This window comes from Polymorphospora sp. NPDC050346 (assembly GCF_040655695.1).
GTDB lineage: Bacteria > Actinomycetota > Actinomycetes > Mycobacteriales > Micromonosporaceae > Polymorphospora > Polymorphospora lycopeni.
This window is the reverse complement of record NZ_JBFAKM010000049.1, coordinates 26,212-44,613: the sequence shown is the minus strand read 5'-3', so window position 1 is coordinate 44,613 and position 18,402 is coordinate 26,212. Positions and strand designations below refer to the sequence as shown.

At 72.0% G+C, this 18,402-nt stretch carries 22 protein-coding genes; 8 read left to right on the top strand and 14 right to left on the bottom strand.

The annotated features are described in order from the left end of the window. Positions 1-101: 101 nt before the first annotated feature. The 3 genes from AB0I42_RS33175 to AB0I42_RS33165 form a co-directional block, all read right to left on the bottom strand. Positions 102-1,247: an Mrp/NBP35 family ATP-binding protein gene (locus AB0I42_RS33175; protein ID WP_357543698.1), complete on the bottom strand. Its 1,146-nt coding sequence runs from the start codon at positions 1,245-1,247 to the stop codon at positions 102-104. A gap of 276 nt (positions 1,248-1,523) precedes the next feature. After that, the gene (locus AB0I42_RS33170) at positions 1,524-2,114 is read right to left on the bottom strand and encodes a DUF1003 domain-containing protein (RefSeq protein WP_357543697.1); all 591 of its coding nucleotides are present in this window, start codon (positions 2,112-2,114) and stop codon (positions 1,524-1,526) included. Next, positions 2,107-3,399 (bottom strand): CBS domain-containing protein, encoded by a 1,293-nt coding sequence (locus AB0I42_RS33165; protein WP_357543695.1) that lies wholly within the window; start codon positions 3,397-3,399, stop codon positions 2,107-2,109. Before AB0I42_RS33165 ends, AB0I42_RS33170 begins: the two co-directional genes overlap by 8 nt. Positions 3,400-3,540: 141 nt before the next feature. On the opposite strand from AB0I42_RS33165, the gene AB0I42_RS33160 reads away from it, so the two are divergent. Then, the gene (locus tag AB0I42_RS33160; protein WP_357543694.1) at positions 3,541-4,410 is read left to right on the top strand and encodes a PhzF family phenazine biosynthesis protein; all 870 of its coding nucleotides are present in this window, start codon (positions 3,541-3,543) and stop codon (positions 4,408-4,410) included. A gap of 24 nt (positions 4,411-4,434) precedes the next feature. Here AB0I42_RS33160 and AB0I42_RS33155 read toward each other — a convergent pair whose 3' ends face one another. Both AB0I42_RS33155 and AB0I42_RS33150 read right to left on the bottom strand, forming a co-directional pair. Next, a complete protein-coding gene (locus AB0I42_RS33155) occupies positions 4,435-4,959 on the bottom strand; it encodes a hypothetical protein (protein ID WP_357543693.1) in 525 nt (174 codons plus the stop codon). Then, complete coding sequence (locus AB0I42_RS33150; protein WP_357543692.1) at positions 4,943-5,746, bottom strand: HAD family hydrolase; 804 nt, start codon at positions 5,744-5,746, stop codon at positions 4,943-4,945. The genes AB0I42_RS33155 and AB0I42_RS33150 overlap by 17 nt, the downstream gene beginning before the upstream one ends. 115 nt (positions 5,747-5,861) lie before the next feature. Between AB0I42_RS33150 and AB0I42_RS33145 the strand changes: the two genes are divergently transcribed. Together AB0I42_RS33145 and AB0I42_RS33140 are read left to right on the top strand one after the other, a co-directional pair. Further along, positions 5,862-6,809, top strand: a complete 948-nt coding sequence (locus tag AB0I42_RS33145; protein WP_357543691.1) for a DMT family transporter — start codon at positions 5,862-5,864, stop codon at positions 6,807-6,809. Positions 6,810-6,924: 115 nt separating this feature from the next. Beyond that, entirely contained in the window at positions 6,925-7,881 is a 957-nt protein-coding gene (locus tag AB0I42_RS33140; protein WP_357543690.1) for a CoA ester lyase, read from the top strand. On the opposite strand, the gene AB0I42_RS33135 is transcribed toward AB0I42_RS33140, so the two are convergent. Next, complete coding sequence (locus AB0I42_RS33135; protein WP_357543689.1) at positions 7,878-8,336, bottom strand: DUF4190 domain-containing protein; 459 nt, start codon at positions 8,334-8,336, stop codon at positions 7,878-7,880. The genes AB0I42_RS33140 and AB0I42_RS33135 overlap by 4 nt on opposite strands. A 16-nt stretch (positions 8,337-8,352) precedes the next feature. After that, positions 8,353-8,781 (bottom strand): DUF4190 domain-containing protein, encoded by a 429-nt coding sequence (locus AB0I42_RS33130; RefSeq protein ID WP_357543688.1) that lies wholly within the window; start codon positions 8,779-8,781, stop codon positions 8,353-8,355. Positions 8,782-8,919: 138 nt separating this feature from the next. On the opposite strand from AB0I42_RS33130, the gene AB0I42_RS33125 reads away from it, so the two are divergent. Continuing rightward, positions 8,920-9,756, top strand: a complete 837-nt coding sequence (locus AB0I42_RS33125) for an SDR family NAD(P)-dependent oxidoreductase (RefSeq protein ID WP_357543687.1) — start codon at positions 8,920-8,922, stop codon at positions 9,754-9,756. Between the two features lie 246 nt (positions 9,757-10,002). Here AB0I42_RS33125 and AB0I42_RS33120 read toward each other — a convergent pair whose 3' ends face one another. After that, complete coding sequence (locus AB0I42_RS33120) at positions 10,003-10,410, bottom strand: CoA-binding protein (RefSeq protein WP_357543686.1); 408 nt, start codon at positions 10,408-10,410, stop codon at positions 10,003-10,005. 40 nt (positions 10,411-10,450) lie between these two features. Then, positions 10,451-11,071, bottom strand: a complete 621-nt coding sequence (locus AB0I42_RS33115) for a TetR/AcrR family transcriptional regulator (RefSeq protein ID WP_357543685.1) — start codon at positions 11,069-11,071, stop codon at positions 10,451-10,453. Between the two features lie 89 nt (positions 11,072-11,160). Between AB0I42_RS33115 and AB0I42_RS33110 the strand changes: the two genes are divergently transcribed. After that, the gene (locus tag AB0I42_RS33110) at positions 11,161-11,595 is read left to right on the top strand and encodes a VOC family protein (protein WP_357543684.1); all 435 of its coding nucleotides are present in this window, start codon (positions 11,161-11,163) and stop codon (positions 11,593-11,595) included. Positions 11,596-11,598: 3 nt separating this feature from the next. Here AB0I42_RS33110 and AB0I42_RS33105 read toward each other — a convergent pair whose 3' ends face one another. Both AB0I42_RS33105 and AB0I42_RS33100 read right to left on the bottom strand, forming a co-directional pair. Next, positions 11,599-12,636, bottom strand: coding sequence for an Rv2578c family radical SAM protein (locus AB0I42_RS33105; RefSeq protein WP_357543703.1), 1,038 nt, complete (start codon positions 12,634-12,636; stop codon positions 11,599-11,601). Positions 12,637-12,677: 41 nt separating this feature from the next. Continuing rightward, the gene (locus tag AB0I42_RS33100) at positions 12,678-13,700 is read right to left on the bottom strand and encodes a LacI family DNA-binding transcriptional regulator (RefSeq protein WP_357543683.1); all 1,023 of its coding nucleotides are present in this window, start codon (positions 13,698-13,700) and stop codon (positions 12,678-12,680) included. Between the two features lie 191 nt (positions 13,701-13,891). On the opposite strand from AB0I42_RS33100, the gene AB0I42_RS33095 reads away from it, so the two are divergent. Genes AB0I42_RS33095 through AB0I42_RS33085 form a run of 3 tightly spaced genes read left to right on the top strand, consistent with a single transcriptional unit; the run spans position 13,892 to position 16,345 of the window. Continuing rightward, entirely contained in the window at positions 13,892-15,055 is a 1,164-nt protein-coding gene (locus tag AB0I42_RS33095; protein ID WP_357543682.1) for a Gfo/Idh/MocA family oxidoreductase, read from the top strand. A gap of 28 nt (positions 15,056-15,083) precedes the next feature. Beyond that, positions 15,084-15,896: a sugar phosphate isomerase/epimerase family protein gene (locus AB0I42_RS33090; protein WP_357543681.1), complete on the top strand. Its 813-nt coding sequence runs from the start codon at positions 15,084-15,086 to the stop codon at positions 15,894-15,896. A gap of 32 nt (positions 15,897-15,928) precedes the next feature. Further along, complete coding sequence (locus AB0I42_RS33085) at positions 15,929-16,345, top strand: DCC1-like thiol-disulfide oxidoreductase family protein (RefSeq protein WP_357543680.1); 417 nt, start codon at positions 15,929-15,931, stop codon at positions 16,343-16,345. Here AB0I42_RS33085 and AB0I42_RS33080 read toward each other — a convergent pair. The 3 genes from AB0I42_RS33080 to trxA all read right to left on the bottom strand — a co-directional run bounded on the left by AB0I42_RS33080 (position 16,312) and on the right by trxA (position 18,121). Next, positions 16,312-17,226: an HTTM domain-containing protein gene (locus AB0I42_RS33080; RefSeq protein WP_357543679.1), complete on the bottom strand. Its 915-nt coding sequence runs from the start codon at positions 17,224-17,226 to the stop codon at positions 16,312-16,314. The two genes, AB0I42_RS33085 and AB0I42_RS33080, sit on opposite strands and share 34 nt — an antisense overlap. Beyond that, positions 17,211-17,648, bottom strand: coding sequence for a hypothetical protein (locus AB0I42_RS33075; RefSeq protein WP_357543678.1), 438 nt, complete (start codon positions 17,646-17,648; stop codon positions 17,211-17,213). Before AB0I42_RS33075 ends, AB0I42_RS33080 begins: the two co-directional genes overlap by 16 nt. Before the next feature lie 110 nt (positions 17,649-17,758). Beyond that, on the bottom strand, positions 17,759-18,121 hold the full coding sequence (trxA, locus tag AB0I42_RS33070; protein ID WP_357543677.1) for a thioredoxin: 363 nt from the start codon (positions 18,119-18,121) through the stop codon (positions 17,759-17,761). Positions 18,122-18,402 lie beyond the last annotated feature (281 nt).

The following is an 18,402-nucleotide window of genomic DNA, read 5'->3' as shown; positions in this document are numbered from 1 at the left end:
AGGACATGCGGCGAAGCCGTCATGCCCGCAGGGTGAAGACGGTGCATTCAGGCGGCGCGAAGCGGAGCGAGCCAGCCCCGCCGGAGGCGGGGCCAATCAGCTCAGCTGGGGCGGAGGCCCAGGGGCTTGCCGATCAGGGATTCGCGCCGTACGGCGAGCCGGTCGGCGACCGCTTGCAGGGCCAGGGCGGCGGGTGCGGTCGGCTCGGCGAGCACGATCGGCGTGCCGGCGTCGCCGGCTTCGCGTACCCGGGTGTCGAGCGGGATCTGGCCGAGCAGCGGGACCTGGGCGCCCACGACGCGGGTCAGCGAGTCGGCGACGGTGGCTCCGCCGCCGGCGCCGAAGACCTCCATGCGGCTGCCGTCGGGCAGTTCGAGCCAGGACATGTTCTCGACCACGCCGACGAGACGCTGGTGGGTCTGCAGCGCGATCGCGCCGGCGCGTTCGGCGACTTCGGCGGCGGCGGTCTGCGGGGTGGTGACGACGAGGATCTCGGCGTTGGGCAGGAGTTGGGCGAGTGAGATGGCGACGTCGCCGGTGCCGGGCGGCAGGTCGAGCAGGAGTACGTCGAGGTCGCCCCAGTAGACGTCGGCGAGGAACTGCTGGAGGGCGCGGTGCAGCATGGGGCCGCGCCAGACGACGGCCGCGTTGCCGGCGGTGAACATGCCGATGGAGATGACCTTCACGCCGTGCGCCTGGGGCGGCATGATCATGTCTTCGACCCGGGTGGGGCGGCCGTCCGCGCCGAGCATGCGGGGGACGGAGTGGCCGTAGATGTCGGCGTCGACGACCCCGACGGAGAGGCCGCGGGCGGCGAGTGCGGCGGCCAGGTTGACGGTGACGCTGGACTTGCCGACGCCGCCCTTGCCGCTGGCGACCGCGTAGACGCGGGTGCGGGAGCCGGGCTGGGCGAAGGGGATGACCGGTTCTTCGGTGGCGCCGCCGCCGCCACGGAGCCTGGCCTGGAGCGACTGCCGCTGTTCGGTGCTCATCACACCGAATTCGATCTCGACCCGTTCGACGCCGGGGACCGCGCCGACGGCGGCGGTGATGTCGGTGCGCAGCTTGTCCTTGAGCGGGCAGCCGGCGACGGTGAGCAGGAGTTCGACCCGTACGACGCCCTCGTCGTCGATCACCGCTGATCGGACCATGCCGAGTTCGGTGATCGGGCGGCGGATCTCCGGGTCGTCGACGGTGGCGAGGGCGGCCTGGATGGCTTCCTCGACGGTGCTCACGGGTGCAGACATGCGGCCATGTTACGTCGGGTGACGAGGGCGATCGGCGGCTGCGGTGGCCGGGTGTGACGAAGGTCGATAGGAGGCCCGGAGCGGCATTATAGGCATCTCGTCCGTCCTGGGCGGCTCTTTGCAAAATGTGGTTTTCAGGCTGGACGCCGTACCCGACCTGGTGCAACGATCGTTGAAGACCGCCGCGCGCCCCGCCCCTTGGGGCGCGCGGCGCCAGTCTTTCCGCCGCCGGCGGGGTCGTTCCCTAGCCGGCCGGGCCCGACCGGGCGGCGACGCTCAGGGATTGCCGAGTTCGTCGTACGGTTCGTCGAAGCCGTTGCGTGCCGCCCGTGGCGCCGCCCCGCGCATTTCCCGCTGCTGCTGGATGCGTTCCAGCCGCTGACGGCGCTGCGCCTGCTCGTCGAGTTCCTCGGCGAGCCGGCCGAGTTCGGAGCGCAGGAAGTCGCGGGTGGCGACCTCGCCCATGGCGATGCGCAGCGACGCGATCTCCCGGGACAGGTATTCGGTGTCCGCCTTCTGCATCTCGGCGCGCCGCCGGTCCTCTTCCAGCGCCACCCGGTCCCGGTCCGCCTGGCGGTTCTGTGCGAGCAGGATCAACGGCGCGGCGTACGACGCCTGCAGCGACAGGACCAGGGTCAGGAACGTGAACGTGTACGGGTCGAAGCGCAGGGCGGGTGGGGCCAGCACGTTCCAGGCGATCCACAGCAGGATCACCACGGTCATGTAGACGAGGAACTTCGCCGTACCCATGAACCGGGCGATCCCCTCCGACCAGGCGCCGAACGCCTCGGGGTCGAACCGGGGCATGCTGATGCGGTGGCGTTCGCGCGGCTGGTCGAGCCGTTGCGCGCGGCGCGGCTCAGCCATCGATCCGGCCCTCGGTGCGCGCGGCGGCGGGCCGCGCGGCCGGTGCGGGCGCGTCCCGGTCGCGCCAGTCGGTCGGCAGCGAGTGGTCGAGTACGTCGTCGACGGTGACCGCCCCGACCAGCCGGTTGGCGGCGTCGACGACCGGCATGGCGACCAGGTCGTAGGTGGCCATCCGGCGGGTGATCTCGGGAAGCGGTGTGGTCGGCTGCAACGGGTCGATGCCGTTGTCGACCACCCCGCCGAGCATCTCGGCCGGTGGTTCGCGCAGCAGGCGCTGGAAGTGCACGACGCCGAGGTATTTGCCGGTCGGTGTGGCCATCGGGGCGCGGGCGACGAAGACCTGGGCGGCGACCGCCGGCGGGAGCTGGGGTTCGCGGATGCGGGCCAGGGCCTCGGCGACCGTGGCGTCCGGGGTGAGGATGACGGGTTCGGAGGTCATCACGCTGCCGGCCGTACCCGGCTTGTATTTGAGCAGTTGCCGGACGGGATCGGCCTCGTCGGGCTCCATCAGGTCGAGCAGCACCTCCTGCTCCGGCGGTGGAAGCTCGCCCAGCAGGTCGGCGGCGTCGTCGGGGTCCATCTCCTCCAGCACGTCGGCGGCGCGTTCCCGGCCGAGCGCGGCGAGGATCTCCACCTGGTCGTGTTCGGGCAGTTCGCCGAGTACGTCGGCCAGCCGCTCGTTGTCGAGGGCCGCCGCGACCTCGTTGCGCCGGCCGTCCGGCAGGTCCTGGAGCGCGTTGGCGAGGTCGGCGGGGCGCATCTGGTCGAGCACCGCCAGCAGGTTGGCGGTGCCCCGGGTGTCGGGTACGCCGATCAGCCCGCGGACCCGGTCCCAGTCGAGCTGTTGGAGGTGTCCGCGACGGGCGAGCCGGCCGGTCTGCTCACGTACGGCGACCCGGCTCAGGGACCATTCGCCGATCCGGTTCGCCTCCATGGCGACGTCGACGACGACGCCGGGCCGCTCGGCCGGTTCCAGGGTCACCCGCCGGTCGAGGAGGTCTTCGAGCACCAGCAGTTCGTTGGGCCGCTTCTCGAACCGGCGCAGGTTGAGGGTGCCGGTGTTGAGCACGACGGCGTCGCTGTCGATCGAGGTGATCCGGTTGATCGGCAGGAAGATCCGGCGACGCATCGGCATCTCCGCCACCAGGCCGACGACCTGTGGCGGACGGTTGGTGGTGCGCAGCCGTGCCACCGCGTCGCGGACCCGGCCGACCTGGTCGCCGTTGGGGTCGAAGACGGCGAGGCCGGCGAGTCGGGCGATGTAGACCCGGTTCCCGATCGTCACGGGTCAAGCCTAGGGGCACCACCACGGATCTTGCTCGGAAGCGGGGCCCGCGGGCGACCCGGCGGGCGACCCCTCGGGTCACCGGTGACCTGCGTGGACACGCTGCGGTCCCGTGGGTCGGACCGCATATCGTTACCGACCATGTCGACCTTGGCGTACGAGATCGTGGACGTCTTCACCGACCGGCCGTTCGCCGGGAATCCGCTTGCCGTCGTCTTCGGCGCCGAGGGCCTGGCGGGCGAGCAGATGCAGGCGATAGCCCAGGAGTTCAACCTGTCCGAGACGGTGTTCGTGCTGCCGACGACACAGGCCGGCGCCACGTACCGGGCCCGGATCTTCACCCCGGAGAAGGAGTTGCCGTTCGCCGGTCATCCGAGTGTCGGCGCCGCCGTCACCTCGGCCCGGCGTGGCCTCTTCGGCACCGGCCGGGTCACCCAGGAGTGCGAGGCGGGTCTGCTGCCGATCGACGTGTCCGACAACCGGGCCACCCTCACCGGTGCCGCCCCGACGCTCGGGCCGGAACTCGACCCCGAGCCGCTGCTGTCGATCGTGGGGCTGACCCTCGACGACTACGCCGGCCCGGTGCCGCGGGTCGCCGGCTGCGGCCTGGAGTTCCCCTATCTGGCGGTCCGTGCCGACGCGGTCGGCCGGGCCCAGATCGACGTGCCCGGGGCCGAGCGGCTGGGGGTGGAACACGTCAGCGTGCTGGCCTGGTCGGCCGAGGAACGCAGCGCGCACACCCGCGTCTTCGCCCCCGGTACGGGGGTCGTGGAGGATCCGGCCACCGGGTCGGCCGCCCTCGGCATGGGGGTGTGGCTGGTGGCCAGCGGCCTGCTGCCGCCGGACGGCGAGTCGGCGTACGCCGTCCGGCAGGGCGCGGAACTCCGCCGCCCGTCCAGCCTCGACTGCACGGTGTCGGCGGTCGGCGGGGCGGCCGTCTCGGCGACGGTCACCGGGAGCGTGGTCCCGATCGCCCGCGGCGAGATCGCCGTCCCGCCGTTCGTCGGCTGATCCGCCCGCCCGCCGGCCGGCGGGTCAGCGGCGCCGTACCCGGTGCAGCCGGAACGGTTTCCTGACCTGCCGTACGGCCGGGGTCGGCCGGGGCGGGGCGGCGAGCGAGTCGTCGGGCAGCGTCGGCCCGGCGGCCAGCGGCTCGCCGGCCGGCGTCAGCCGGTTCAGCGCGCATTCGTCCGCCCAGCGGGCGACCAGGTCGGCGGCGCCGCCGGGGGCGTTGAGCCGTTTCGTCGCGACCTGCGGCGCCACCGTGGCCCACTCGTCGGAGTCGGGCGCGATCCGGGTGACCGCCGCCGGCCAGGTGACGATCTGTCCACCGTGGTCGCCGCGCAGGGTGACCGCCGCGGTGGTGGCTTCGGCGAGTCCGGGTGCGGACTGCTCGCCCGGCCCGCTGACCACGTAGAGGGTGCCGTCGACCGGTAGGCACCACAGGGCCCGGGTGGGGCCGTCGCCGACCGCCACCCACGCCACCGCCGCCTTCTTGACGGCCTCCTCGACCAGCGGTGTCGTCGCGGGGCCGCCTGCCTCGTCAGTCACGTCCTGCATCCTGCCGTACCGGGGTGCGTTCCCGCACGGTCACCGTGACCGGCGACCGGTCGCATCCGCGTGCCGGCAGGGTCGGGCCGACGCGGGGCGGGTGCCGCCGGAGCGCCGGATCCACCATGGTGACGGCGTCGGTGAGGCTGGCCACGATCGGGCCGGTCCAGCCGGCGTCGGCGTTGAACGTCAGGTGCTGGTGCAGGTCGGGGGCGGCCAGCCGGACGGCGGTCATGCCGACCTCGGTCGCCCCGGTCAGCTCGCGGCTGCCGCCGTCGCCGACGTACAGGCACTCTTCGGGCGTGACGTCGAGCCGCTCGCAGGCGGTGAGATACATCCGGGCGGCCGGCTTGCACTCGCCGACCTCGGTCGAGAACACCAGCGTGTCGAGCAGCGTGGCGACCGGCAGGTGCGGCACGTACGCCGCCAGTTCGTACGTGCAGTCGCTGACCACCGCGGTGCGCAGCCCCCGGTCGCGTACGGCCCGCAGGGCGGCCGCCGCGTCGGCCCGTAACCGGGTCTCGGCCCGCAGGGCGTCGGTGCGGGCGGCGAGTGCGTCGCGCAGGGTGTCGTCGGACGGCCGGGTGCCCATCCGGTCGCAGACGAAGCGCAGGTCGGCCTCTGCCGAGCCGAACATGCCGCTGGCCCTGGTGTAGTAGGTGCGGTCCAGGACGGTGGTGAGCGTCTCCAGGTCGGATCCGAGCATCTGCGCGATCACGGCGTGGCGCGGTCCGCGCCGGACGGCCGTGGTCAGCGTGCCGAAGAAATCGAACAGCACCGCACGGAACGGGGTCATCGGTGAATCAGCCTCCAAGGGGGAGAGGATGCTGCAAACACCGTAGTTGGCTGTTCACGGACAGTGCATCAGCTTGGAGGTGATCATCACTGTCGGCCGATCGGGGCGAATTGGCATGTCAGGATGGGCGATCGTGCACCGGCCGACTGTCGACCCGCTGACCACGGCGTCCATCTCGATCGCCATCATCGCGGTGTCGTCGTCCGCTCCGTTGATCGCGTTCGCCGCCGCGCCCGCGCTCGCGATCGCCTTCTGGCGCAACGGGCTGGCGGTGGCCCTGCTCGGGCCGTTCGCACTGCTGCGGCGGCGGTCCGAACTGCGGGCGCTGGTCCGCGGCGACGGACGCCGGGCCGGAATCTTCTGCGTGCTCGCCGGGCTCGCGTTGGCGGTGCACTTCGCCACCTGGATACCGAGTGCCAAGCTCACCTCGGTGGCGACCGCGACGGCCCTGGTGGCGACCCAGCCGGTATGGCAGGGGCTGATCGCGCTCGGCCAGGGGCGGCGACTGCCCGCCGTCGCGTGGATCGGCATCTCGGTGGCGGTGGTGGGGGCGGCGCTGGCCACCGGAGCCGACCTCGGGCTCTCCCCGCAGGCGGTCCTGGGCGACCTGCTCGCGCTCGCCGGGGCCGTCTTCGCCGCGGTCTACACGGCCTTCGGCGAGCAGGCCCGCCGGGCGACCAGCACGGTCACCTACACCACGATCTGCTACGCCACCTGCGGACTGGCCCTGCTGGTGGCCTGCCTGCTGGCCGGAGTGCCGCTGACCGGTTTCTCGAACTCGGCCTGGCTGGCCATCCTCGGCCTGGTCGTGGGTGCCCAACTGCTGGGGCACTCGATGTTCAGCTACGCCCTGCGGAAGGTGTCCGCGACCACGGTGAGCATCCTGATCCTGCTGGAGGTCCCGGCGGCCGCTCTGATCGCGTGGGCCTGGCTGGGGCAGGCGCCCCGGCCGGCGGCGCTGCCCGGCCTGGCCCTGCTGCTGGTCGGCGTCGCGGTCGTCGTACTCGGCGGGAGCCGTGCCGCCCGCCGCCCGGAACCGCCGGTCGCCGACCCGCTGCCCTGAACGACGCCCGGTGCGGTGAGATCCTGCACACCGCGGACCCGGCGTCCGGTCGCCCGGCTACGGTGCCTCTGTCGATCGCCGAGGTGGCGACCGCCCGTGGGAGAAGGAGCCGCTGATGGCCGTAGTCGGACGCCCCCGCCGGTCCTGCCTGGCGGTCCCCGGATCGAGCCGGAAGATGCTCGACAAGGCCCGCGGGCTCCCCGCCGACCAGGTCTTCCTCGACCTGGAGGACGCGGTCGCCCCGCTCGCCAAGCCCGATGCCCGGCGCAACGTCGTCGCGGCCCTCAACGAGGGCGGCTGGGACGGCAAGACCCGGGCCGTACGCGTCAACGACCTCACCACGCCGTGGACGTACCGGGACGTGGTCGAGGTGGTCGAGGGGGCGGGCGCCAACCTCGACTGCGTGATGCTGCCGAAGGTGCAGACCGCCGGTCACGTCGAGTGGCTCGACCTGACCCTCACCCAGATCGAGAAGGCGCTCGGCCTGCCGGTCGGCGGGATCGGCATCGAGGTGCAGATCGAGAACGCCGCCGGCCTGGTCAACGTCGACGCGATCGCGGCGGCCTCGCCCCGGGTCGAGACGATCATCTTCGGCCCGGCCGACTTCATGGCCTCGATCAACATGAGGTCGCTGGTGGTCGGCGCGCTGCTGCCCGACTATCCGGGCGACCCCTACCACTACATCCTGATGCGCATCCTGATGGCCGCCCGGACGTACGACAAGCAGGCGATCGACGGCCCGTTCCTGCAGATCCGCGACGTCGACGCCTTCCGCGAGGTGGCCCGGCGGTCCGCGGCGCTCGGCTTCGACGGCAAGTGGGTGCTGCACCCCGGCCAGATCGAGGCGGCCAACGAGGTGTACTCGCCGGCGCAGGCCGACTACGACCGTGCCGAACTGATCCTGGACGCCTACGACCACTACACCTCGGAGGCCGGCGGGCGGCTCGGCGCGGTCATGCTCGGTGACGAGATGATCGACGAGGCGTCCCGCAAGATGGCGCTCGTGATCGCGGCGAAGGGCCGGGCGGCCGGCCTGGTGCGTACGTCGGGATTCATCCCGCCGCGGGACTAGACGCCGGTGGCGAACATCGCGCCGAACATGATCGCGAGGAAGCCGAAGTACGCCACCATGAACAGCAGCAGTACGGCGCTCAGCGCGATCGCGCACCAGCCGACGATCACCCCGGCCAGGGCCAGGCCGTCGCCCTGCTCACCACTGGACCGGATCTCGGCACGGGCCCGGTTGCCCAGGTAGACGGCCACACCGCCGATCAGCGGACAGGTGGCCAGGCTGACCAGGGCGATCACCAGCGCGGTGACGGCCAGGGTGTTGGTCGGCCGGGGCGGTGCGAACGGACGGCCCACCGGCCCGGGCCACACCGGCCGGGCCGGTCCCGGCACCGTGCGACCGGCGTCGGCCGGTCCCGGCGGGACCCCCGGTTTGTCGAGGCTGGCCGGTCCCGGCGTCGGGGTGCCGGTCACACCCGGCGTGCCGGTCGCCTGCGGTTCGCCGTCGGGCTTGTCCACGGTGCGCTCCCGATCGTCAGTAGGTGCTGGTCGTGTCGGCGCTGATGACGAAGGCGATGAGGGCGATGTAGCCGATGGCACCCAGGAGGTAAAGCCCGGTGATGACCCAGCCGATGATGATGCCGGCCAGGGCCATGCCGTCACCGGCCTCGCCCCGCTCCCGGATCTGCCGGCGGGCCACGTGTCCGAGGACCGCGCCGACCGGAGCCGAGATGCAGGTCGCCAGACCGATGAGGGAGCAGACCAGCGCGGCGATCGCCATGCCGTTGGTCGGCGGCGGCGTCACCGGGTAGCCGTACTGCGGCGGCGGGGGGTAGCCGGACACCGGGTAGGCGTCCTTGCCGACCGGCTGCCCACTGACCGGGTAGGACGGGTCACCGTAACCCGGCTGTGGCGTCGGCCAGGACGGGTCCGACCAGTTGCCCGGCTGCTGGGGATAGCTCATGGACTCAACTCCGTCATATCGAGGATGCGCCGTCAGGGTAGTCGCCGCCGGCCAGCGGCGGTGTCCGACACCTGGGCACGGGACCGTAACGGCTGGGCGTCGTTGCCGGCGCCGCCGGGACCGGGCAGGATCGGCGGCATGGCTTTCGACGTACGTGCCGGTGGACGGACCAGCGACCTCCTGGCCGGTGACGGCGCCGCCGAGCCCGGACCGGCGACGCTCCGGCTCGACGGCCGGGTGGCGCTGGTGACCGGAGCGGGCAGCGCCGACGGTATCGGCTACGCCACCGCCCGGCGGTTGCGTGGTCTCGGCGCCCGGGTCGCGATCGTGTCGACCACCCGGCGGATCCACGAACGCGCGGCCGAACTGGACGCGACCGGCTTCGTCGCCGACCTGACCGACGAGGCGGAGGTCGGCGCCCTCGCCGACGCGGTCGCCGAGCAGCTCGGTGACGTCGAGGTGCTGGTCAACAACGCCGGACTGGCCAGCCGGGCCAGCCCGGAGGTGCTGCGCCCGGTCGCCCAGCTGACCTACGACGAGTGGCGGGCCGAGATCGACCGCAACCTGACCACCGCCTTCCTGTGCAGCCGCGCCTTCATCGGTGGGATGGCCGAGCGCGGCTGGGGGCGGATCGTCAACCTGGCCGCCACCGCCGGCGCGGTCAACGCCCTGCCGACCGAGGCGGCGTACGCGGCCGCGAAGGCGGGGGTGATCGGGCTGACCCGGGCACTGGCGATGGAGATGGTCGCCGACGGGGTCACCGTCAACGCGGTCGCGCCGGGCACGATCTACACGGCGGCGTCGACGGTCGCCGAGCTGAAGCAGGGGCTCGGCACACCGGTCGGCCGCCCCGGCACCCCGGACGAGGTGGCCGCGCCGATCGCCTTCCTGTGCTCGCCGGCCGCGTCGTACATCACCGGGCAGATGATCGTGGTCGACGGCGGCAACAGCGTTCGCGAGGCCGAGTTCCGGTGAGCCGGCCGCGCGCCCGCCGGCCGGCGGGCGCGGCTCAGTAGGTGCTCACGGACATGTCCCAGGGCATCAGGCCGACCCAGAGGACACACAACAGCAGGTACAGGACGGTGGCGGCGTAGCCGAAGAACAGTCCGACATTCGCCAGGGCGCTGCCCTGCTCGCCGGTCTGTCATCACGTTCGGTCGTGGTTTTCGGGCAGGGTATCGGCGCCGTCAACGGGCGCCGTCCCCTTCGGAGCGACGGGTGCTACGTCAGGCTCAGCCCGCCGACGGCGCGTTCGACCGCGAGGCAGCGGTCTTCGACGTAGTCGACGCCGGCCTCCTCGGCGAGCCGGCGTGCCTCGGGCGAGACGATGCCGAGCTGCAGCCAGATCGACGGTGCGCCGATGGCGATCGCCTCGCGAACCACCTCCGGCGCGTCGGCGGCCGGCCGGAAGACGTTGACCACGTCGACCGGGTGCGGTATGTCGGCCAGCGAGGCGTAGACCCGCTCGCCGAAGAGTTCGTCGCCGGCGTAGGGGTTGACCGGGATGATCCGCCAGCCGTGCCGCTGCATCTGCAACGGCACGCTGTGGGCCGGCTTGTGCGGGTCACGGGAGGCGCCGACGACCGCGATCACGCGGGCTTCGGCCAGGATCTGCAGGGCGTCACGCACGCTGCGACGATATCCCGTACGGCCCGGCCGTGCCCGCCCGTCACCGGGATGGGCGGCGCAGTCCGTCGAGCAGTCGGGTCAGTGCCGCCATCGTGGCGTCCAGCGTGGACCCGTCCGGCCGGCCCGGGGTGGCCGGGTCCGGGCCGGGGGCCTGGGCCAGCCAGAGGGCGGCCTCGTTCATCGCCCCGGACAGCAACCGGGTCAGCGGCCCGGTCGGCTGCGGCTCGATGACGCCGGCGGCGATCAGGGACTCCAGTGCCTCGGCCAGGTGCCGCGCGGACGACGACTCGTCGAGCGTCCGCCACTCGTTCCAGCCGAGTACGGTCGGCGCGTCGACCAGCATGATCCGTCGCAGTTCGGGGTCGGAGCTGGCGGCCAGGAAGGCCCGGCAGCCGGCGAGCAATTGTTCCCACGGGTCGTCGTGTTCCCCGGCGGCGCGGGCCACCCGGTCGGCGACCTCACGCTGCGCCTCCTCGACGACGGCGCGGAAGAGTCCGGCCTTGCTGCCGAAGTGGTGGTAGGCGGCGCCCTTCGTCGCGCCGATGCCCTGGGCGACCTCGGCCAGGACCACCTCGTGGAAGCCGTCGCGGGCGAACCGGCGCCGGCCCTCGGCCAGGAGCGCCCGCCGGGTCGCGGCTCGCTGTTCGGCCCTGGAGGTCATGGTCACACTCCTCGTCGCGTTGACATACCCCGGGTATGTTACTAGCGTCGTTGGCATACCCAAGGTATGCGAAACTCTCTGGAGGACCGATGAACGGCCGGCTCGACAGCTTCTACCCGGTAATCGGCACCGCCGATGTCGCGACTTCCCGCGCCTTCTACACCCGGCACTTCGGCTTCGAGGTGACCTTCGAGGCCGACTGGTACGTCAGCCTGCGCCGGCCCGGGCCGCCGCACTACGAGCTGGCGCTGCTCGACCACACCCACGAGACGCTGCCGGAGCGCTACCGGGCGCCGGCGCGGGGGCTCCTGCTCAACTTCGAGGTGCCCGACGTCGACGCCGAACACGAGCGGCTGGTCGGCCGTGCCGGGCTGACCGAGGAGCTGTCGCTGCGCAGCGAGGACTTCGGCCAGCGGCACTTCATCGTGGCCGCCCCGGACGGGGTGCTCATCGACGTGATCACGCCGATCGAGCCGTCGGCGTCGTACGCCGCCCAGTTCCTGGCCGGATCCGCCGGGACGTGACCGCTAGAGCAGGGTCAGCTGCTCGGGCCGGGCCGGTGGCGGCCGCTCCGGGGCGGCCTCCGGCTCGAAACGGTGCAGGCCGTGCCGGCGGGCGGCCAGCCGGACCCGGGCCACCAGTTCCCGCTGGTAGCTCTGCGGCAGGTAGGAGCCGGCCCGGTAGAGCTCCCGGTAGAGCGGCACGAGGTGCGGGAAGTCGCGGGCGAGCCAGCGCGCGTACCACTCCCGGGCGCCGGGGCGCAGGTGCAGGGGGATCGGGGTGAGGCTGGCCGCGCCGGCGGCGGCGATGGCGGAAACGGTCGCCTCGATCGAGTCGTCGGTGTCGGTCAGCCCGGGCAGGATCGGCGCCATCAGCACGCTGACCCGGAAGCCCGCCTCGGTCAGCGCGCGTACGGCGTCGAGCCGCCGGCGCGGGCCGGGGGTGCCGGCCTCGACCGAACGCCACAGGGACTCGTCGACGAAGCCGATCGAGTAGGCGACGCCGACCCTGGTGACCTCCGCCGCCTGGCGCAGCAGCGGCAGGTCACGCAGCAGCAGCGTGCCCTTGGTCAGGATCGAGAACGGATTGGCGAAGTCGCGCAGCGCGGCGATGATCTCCGGCATCAGCCGGTAGCGGCCCTCGGCGCGCTGGTAGCAGTCGACGTTGGTGCCCATCGCGATGGGCCCGCCCCGCCACTTCGGCGCGGCCAGCTCTCGGCGCAGCAGTTCGCCCGCGTTGACCTTGACGACGACCTTGCTGTCGAAGTCCTGCCCCGCATCGAGGTCGAGGTAGGTGTGGGTGTTGCGGGCGAAGCAGTAGGTGCAGCGGTGACCGCAGCCGCGGTAGGGGTTGACCGTCCACTCGAACGGCACGTGGGAGGTGCCGGGCACCCGGTTGACGATTGATTTGGCCCGCACCTCGTAGAAGGTCATCCCGGCGAAGTCCGGGGTGTCGAAGGTGCGGACGGTCGCGCCGGGCAGCGCCAGCGGCAGGGGTGGGGCCGCTGGCGCTGCCCCTCCTGGGACTCCTGCGTCGGGGGGAGCCGACAGGTTGTCCCAGCGCATGTAACTCATTCGAACATGCGTACGAGGAATGTGCAAGCTGTTCAGCGGCGTGGCGGCGCGGTGCTCTCCCGGCGGACCAGCGCGGCGCCGGCCTCCTCGATCTGTGGGGTCGCGGTGTCGTCCGGCGGGCGCAACGCGAGGGTCATCGCCCGGGCACCCATGTCGGCCAGCGGCAGCCGCACGGTGGTGAGGGTGGGCGTGACGTCCTGGGCGACGGGCATGTCGTCGAAACCGATGAGACTGATGTCGCCCGGTGCCGTGCGGCCGGCCTGGCGCAGGTGGCGCAGGGCGCCGACCGCCATCGAGTCGTTGAGGGCGGCGATGGCGGTGATGTCCGGGTGCGCCTCGAGGAGCCGGGCCGTCGCCGTGGCGCCACTCGGCGGGTCGAAGTCGGCGTAGGTGATGTGGGTCGGGGCGATCGTGTGCCCGTGCTCGGCGGCGGCCTGCTGGATGCCGGCCAGCCGGTCGGTCGTGGTGGTCAGGTGTGCCGGCCCGGCGATCACTCCGATCCGGGTGTGGCCGAGCTCGTACAGTTCGGTCGCCGCGAGGTGGCCGCCGGTCGTGTTGGCCGGTACGACCGCGTCGCCCGCGTGCTGGTGCCGGCCGATGACGGCGACCCGGCCGCCGGTCGCCTCGTAGACCCGCAGCTTGTTGTCCAGCGTGGTGGTGTAGGACTCGTCGTGGTAGCCGGAGCCGGCCAGGATGATGGCCGCGACCTGGTGCGCGCGCAGCAGCTCGACGTATTCGAGTTCCTTGTCCGGGTCGCGGTAGCTGTTGCAGATGATCACCAGTCGCCCGTTCTCCGTGGCGACCCGTTGCAGCCCCTTGGTGATCTCCGCGAAGTAGGGGTCGGAGACGTCGTGGACGATGACGCCGACCGCGCTGCGGTGCGACCGGGCCAGCAGTTGGGCGTGCGCGTTGGGGACGTACTGCAGTTCCTCCACCGCGGCGAGCACCCGCTCGCGCAAGCCTTCGGTCACCGGCTTGGGGCTGCCGTTGATGATCCGGGAGGCGGTCGCGGGTGAGACACCCGCCCGCCGTGCGACATCCGCCAAGGTGGCCATCGGTCCAGCCCTTCCCCGGCCGCCGGTTGCCGGATGAACGTGAGGATAGCGCGCCGTCAGCCCGTACGAATGCCTGGGAAAGCCCTTGCCTTAACCGTTGCAGTATCGGTAATCTCCAGCAGGAAAGCGCTTACCTGATGCTCGCCCGAGCATCCCGCGCGACAAGCGACGTTGGCCGAGGAGGCAGCCGCATGGCCCGCAAGACCATCGGGATCGTACTCAACGGTGTCACCGGCCGAATGGGTTACCGGCAGCACCTCGTCCGCTCCCTGCTCGCCATCCGTGAGCAGGGTGGCCTCCCGTTGGTCAACGGCGACCGGCTCTGGCCCGAATTGGTCCTGGTCGGCCGGAGCGAGACCAAGCTGCGCGAGATCGCCGACCGGCACGGGCTCACCGACTGGACCACCGACCTGACCGCGGCACTGGCCCGGCCCGACGTCGAGATCTACTTCGACGCGCAGGTCACCGCCCAGCGGGAGAAGGCGCTGCGACTGGCAATCGAGGCCGGCAAGGCGATCTACACCGAGAAGCCGACCGCCGAGGACCTCGCCGGCGCGGTCGACCTGGCCCGGCTGGCCGACGCCGCCGGCATCAAGCACGGCGTGGTGCAGGACAAGCTGTTCCTGCCCGGGCTGCGCAAGCTCGACCGGCTGGTCAAGGGCGGCTTCTTCGGGCAGATCCTGTCGATCCGTGGCGAGTTCGGCTACTGGGTCTTCGAGGGTGACTGGCAGGCCGCCCAGCGTCCGTCGTGGAACTACCGGGCCGCCGACGGCGGCGGCATCACCGTCGACATGTTCCCGCACTGGCACTACGTGCTGGAGCAGATCTTCGGCCGGGTCACCTCGGTCAACGCCCACCTCTCCACCCACATCGACCGGCGCTGGGACGAGGCCGGCGAGGCGTACGACGCCACCGCCGACGACGCGGCGTACGGCATCTTCGAGATCGACCGGCCCGGCCAGGGCAAGGTCGTCGCCCAGATCAACTCGTCCTGGGCGGTCCGGGTCTACCGCGACGAACTGGTCGAGTTCCAGGTGGACGGCACCGAGGGCAGCGCCGTCGCCGGCCTGCGCAACTGCCGGATCCAGCACCGGTCGACGACCCCGAAGCCGGTGTGGAACCCCGATCTGCCGGCCACCGAGGACTTCCGTTCGCAGTGGCAGGTCGTGCCGGACAACGAGGAGTTCGACAACGGGTTCAAGGCACAGTGGGAGCTGTTCCTGCGCCACGTCGTCGAGGACGCGCCGTACACCTGGGACCTGTGGGCCGGCGCCCGCGGCGTGCAGCTCGCCGAACTCGGCATCCAGTCGGCCCGCGAGGGTCGGCGCGTCGAGATCCCGGAACTCGAGTCCTGACCGGCCGACCACAGTGGGGGACCACCCGATGAGTTCGCTCGACCGCTTCTCGCTCAACCAGGCCACCACCAAGTACTGGCCGATCCCCGACCTGGTCGCCGGCTGCGTCGACGCCGGCGTCAGCCAGATCGGACTGTGGCGGGAGGAGACCGCGGCCTACGGCCTCGACAAGACCGCGGCCCTGGTCCGCGACGCCGGGCTCGCGGTGACGTCGCTGTGCCGCGGCGGGTTCTTCAACCAGCCCGGCTGGTACGACGAGAACCGGCGGGCGATCGACGAGGCGGCCGCCCTCGGCGCCCCGGCGCTGGTGCTCGTCTCCGGCGGGCTGCCCGAGGGCAGTCGCGACCTCGACGGGGCCCGGGCGCACATCGGCGACGCGATCGGCCAGCTCGTGCCGCACGCGCTCGCCGCCGGCGTACGGCTGGCGATCGAGCCGCTGCACCCGATGTTCTGCTCCGACCGGTGCGTGGTCGCCAGTCTCGGCCAGGCCCTCGACCTGGCGGCACCGCACCCGTCGGCCGCCGTCGGCGTGGTGGTCGACACCTACCACCTGTGGTGGGACGGCCAGGTGTGGGCGCAGATCGAGCGGGCCGGCCGGGAGGACCGGATCGCCTGCTTCCAGGTCGCCGACTGGATCACGCCGTTGCCCGAGGGCGTGCTGCTGGGGCGGGGCCTGCCGGGCACCGGGAGCGTGGAGCTGCGACGCTTCCGGGAGGCGGTCGACGCGACCGGCTTCACCGGCCCGATCGAGGTCGAGGTCTTCCACGCCGACGTCTGGGCCCGGCCCGGGCGCGACGTACTCGACGAGACGATCCAGGGTTACGTCGGGCACGTCCTGTAGGAGTCCGCCGCCGGTGCGGGAATGATGGACCCATGGAAACCGCGACCTTCGTGTACGACGGCGACTGCGCGTTCTGTACGACGTGTGCCCGGTTCGCGGAGCGCCGGGTTCCCGGGCCGGCGACGATCGTGCCGTGGCAGTTCGCCGACCTGGCCACGCTCGGGCTCACCGTGGACGAGTGCGAGCAGGCGGTGCAGTGGGTCGGTGCCGACGGGCGACGGGCGGCCGGACCGGACGCGATCGCGCTGCTGCTGCGTGGCAGCTCGTGGCTGTGGCGGGTGGCGGGCCGGGTCCTCCAGTTCCGGCCGGTGCGCGCGGTCGCCTGGCCGGTCTACCGCTGGGTGGCGGCCAACCGGCACCGGATGCCGGGCGGCACGGCGGCCTGCTCGCTCCCGCAGGCCACCCGCGAGCGGCTCTACGGTGCGCCGCCCGCCGGATCCGCCAACTGATCCGGGGCCGGCTCGGCGGTCCCCTTGCGACCGCCCGTCCGGCGCAGGCGACGGCGTACCCAGACGATCGGGCGGACCCGTTCCAGTGCCAGGAAGCTGGCCATCGCCACCAGGTGCGGCGCGAACGAGATGGTGATGGTCGCGAACGTGACCACGTGGAACGAGTAGAAGAAGGCGACCGCGCGGTTGCGCCAGCGCTCGTTGAGCAGGAACACGACCGGGCTGAGTATCTCGAACGCCATGATGCCGAACTGGGCGGCGATCAGGAGCCCCGGCACCTGTGCGATGACGTCGGCGAGTTCGGTGCCGCGGCGGATGATGGCGCGGGCCAGGACGGAGCCGGTGAGCCACTCCACCCCGCCGAAGCGGAGCTTGGCCCAGGCGGCGAGGAAGTACGTGCACACCACCGCGATCTGGGTGACCCGCAGCGCCCATCCGCCCGCCTCGGTGCGGGTGGGGTCGCCGTGCCGGGCCCGGCCGGCCGTCGGCAGTACGGCCAGCGCCACCAGCAGGCCGAACCGGTCGTGGTCGACCTTGCCGTAGCTCATCGCGATGATCATCCACTCGAAGTAGAGCAGGAAGATCGACCAGCCGAGCAGCCGTGGCGCCCGTCCGGTCGCGGCGAGCGCCGCGAGGGCGAGGAGCAACCAGAAGACGACCGACACCAGTTCGGGGCTGGGGGTGGGCAGCGGGAGCAGCCGGCCGACGAACAGCGGCTGGTAGAGCGCCCCCGGCACGGTGGCGTGGTCCCGTACCCACGGGGTGAAGAACAGCAGGTCGCCGACGACGAAGAGGTAGACCAGCGTACGGAAGGCGGCGACGCGCCCCCGGGGCACGGCTTCGGTGAGCCAACGACCGAGCGCCCTCACGACGCCTGCCACCGTACGACGGTCTCGTCGACGTGCGTCCGGGTCGGCCGGCCGTCGACGATGCCGTGCCAGCGCACCACGATGCGTACCTCGACCAGGGCCGGCTGGCCGGGGTTGCGCTGTGCGTACGCCTGCGCGATCTCGGCGAGGAGCGCCGGGTCGTCGGTGTAGCGGGCCTGCTGTCCTTCGATCTCGGCGCGCCGGATTCCGCTGTTGCGTTCGGAGAGCACGACGACCGACCCGTCGGCGCCGACCGCTTCGACCCGGGTGTCCGGTGCGGGCTGGTCGGGCGGGTTGGAGGTCGAGTACATCCGGAACGGGCCGAACGGGAAGTGGTCGTCCTGGCCCCAGAAGGTGCCGACCAGGAGCAGGGCCCCAGCTACCAGGGTGGCCAGCACTCGGTAGGCGCGTCCGCGCGCCGTCAGGGTCTCCATTGGAACGTTGACCCTACCGTTCCGCCAGCGCCGGCGGACCGGACAATCCGCCAAAAACAGCGCCCGGCCGGACACATGTGCGTGTCCGGCCGGGCCGCTGTCCGCGGGGCTCAGTGCTCGTGCGCGGCGAGCTTCTCCTTGACCTCGGCCATGTCGAGCGCCTCCACCTGGCTGATCAACGACTCGAGCGCCGACTCGGGCAGGGCGCCCGGCTGGGCGAAGACGATGACGCCGTCACGGATCGCCATGATCGTCGGGATCGAGCGGATGTCGAACTTGGCGGCGATCTCCGGCTGGGCCTCGGTGTCGACCTTGCCGAAAGTGATGCCCGGGTGCTTGTCGGATGAGCGGTCGTAGACGGGGGCGAAGCGGACGCACGGCCCGCACCAACTCGCCCAGAAGTCAACCAGCACGATGCCTTCCTGGCTGGTCACCTCGTCGAAGTTCGCCGTGGTCAACTCAACGGTCGCCATTGATCTCTCCGATCACCGGTTTCGGGGCCTACGCCAGGGAAGAACCTGGAGTTCGGCTGCCGCATTCCCCGCTGCCGGCCGGCGGAAACGGACGAGCCGCACGGTGCTTACCGTACGTGTCTGTCATCGACCTGCATAGTGTTAACCGCAGCTTGAGCAGGCGTTCTGGAGCGCTCACCGATGGTGATGGGAGCGTTTCCAGGTGGTGACGCCGGCCGAACCTCGCTCCAGGGGCGAATCAGTGCTTGGCAAGGGCAAATGGGAAGCGTGACGATCGGTTG